This is a genomic window from Aminobacter sp. P4_H6_2, from assembly GCF_056400805.1.
In genome coordinates this window covers 1-1,756 of the sequence record NZ_JBFUKO010000871.1, presented here as the reverse complement: position 1 = coordinate 1,756, position 1,756 = coordinate 1, and the positions used below count along the sequence as shown (strand labels likewise).

General features: G+C 59.1%; 1 protein-coding gene. It reads left to right on the top strand.

Annotated features, from left to right (window positions below; genetic code table 11):
* Positions 1–106 precede the first annotated feature (106 nt).
* On the top strand, positions 107–1,756 hold a 1,650-nt coding region (locus tag AC1DUU_RS31150), incomplete at its 3' end, for an ABC transporter permease (RefSeq protein ID WP_476787168.1).

The following is a 1,756-nucleotide window of genomic DNA, read 5'->3' as shown; positions in this document are numbered from 1 at the left end:
AAGCCGACGTGCGCGACGCCTCGGCCGCGAAGTAGGCAGCTCTCCGCAGTATGGGAAGGCGTTCAAGGCGCCTTCCCACCTCTTTCCCAATTGCTGAGAGGCTGGCATGGCTGAGGCCGTCACGCGGCAACCGCTTTCCGCGGGTGTCAAAAAAATACTGGCCGATCCCTGGTTGTTCGGCATCTTCGTCCTTCTGACGATCACGGTGCTGATTTTCGGCATCCTCCCCATCTTGAGCGTTCTGAGCCTGGCGCTATCGGGCGGCGAGGGCGACGTGTTCGGCACAATTGTCGACCGTCTGACATCGCCTCTCGTCCTCAGGGCCTTCGGCAATACGCTGATGCTGGGGGCGACCTCGGCCGTGGTGGCCACGCTGGTCGGGTTTGTCCTCGCCTTCGCGATGACGCGCACGAATATGTGGGGCAAGCGCGCGGTGCATCTGATCGCGCTGCTGCCAGTGATCTCGCCGCCATTCGTCATTGCGCTGGCAATGATCCTGCTGTTTGGCCGTTCGGGGCTTGTTACGCGAGAGCTGCTTGGCATTCGCAATAGCAACATTTACGGCTTTCATAGCCTCGTCTTTATCCAGGCACTGGCGTTCACGCCGATCGCCTATCTCAACATCCGCGGCATGCTGCAGGCGATGGACAGTGCGCTGGAAGACGCTGCCGCCATGTTGCGCGCATCGCAATGGACCATCTTTCGCCGTATCACATTGCCGCTGGCGATGCCGGCGATCCTCAGCTCAATGCTGCTGGTGTTTGTGAAGTCGATAGAGGATTTCGGCAACCCACTAGTCATTGGCGGCAACTTCAACACCTTGGCAGTCGAGGCCTATTCCCAGCTGATCGGCTATTTCAACCTTCAGGCGGGTGCACTGCTGGCTAGTGTCCTGCTGGTGCCGTCGCTGTTGGCCTTCATGGTCCATCGCTATTGGGTCAGCAAGCGCAGCTATGTGACCGTCACCGGCAAGCCCGCCACCCAGACTATTCGCATCGTCCATCCAGCCATCGTCTTGCCGCTGGCGCTGGTGTGCTACTCGCTCGTCGGCGTTATCATCTTGCTCTACAGCACCATTGTTTGGGTGAGCTTTACCAAAATCCCCGGCATCGATTGGACGCTGACCTGGGAGCACTATGAAAAGATTTTGGCGACCGGGCTACAGCCGCTTTGGAATTCTCTGACGCTTGCCGCTTTTGCCACGCCGATCGTCACTATTGTCGGAGTGTTGATCGCCTATCTGTTGTCGCGCCGCAATTTTCCCGGCAGCTTCATTCTTCGCTTCGGCACGCTGCTAGCGTTCGCCGCGCCGGGTACCATCATTGGTATCGGCTATGTCTCGATGTTCAATACCGCGCCGCTGCTGCTGACAGGTACTGCCTTTATCATTGTGGCGGCCATGGTGGTGAAAACACTCCAGGTTGGCATTGAAGCAGGCACCAACCAGATCCGCCAGGTTGACCCGGCGATCGAGGAGGCCGCTTCGGTGCTCGGTGCCTCGAACGCGCGTGTTTTCACGCGGGTGACGCTGCCGCTGCTCAAGCCAGCGCTTTTTGCAGCGATGTCTTATGCGTTCACTCGTTCGCTGACGACGCTGAGCGCGATCGTCTTCCTCGTGTCGGCCAATTGGACGCTCATCACCGTGACCATCCTGAACCAGGTGGAAACGCTCAGGATGGGCCTCGCCGCCGCCTACAGCGTCATTCTCATTGCAATCGTTCTGACCGTATTGGCGGTCATGCAGCTGCTCCTCGGT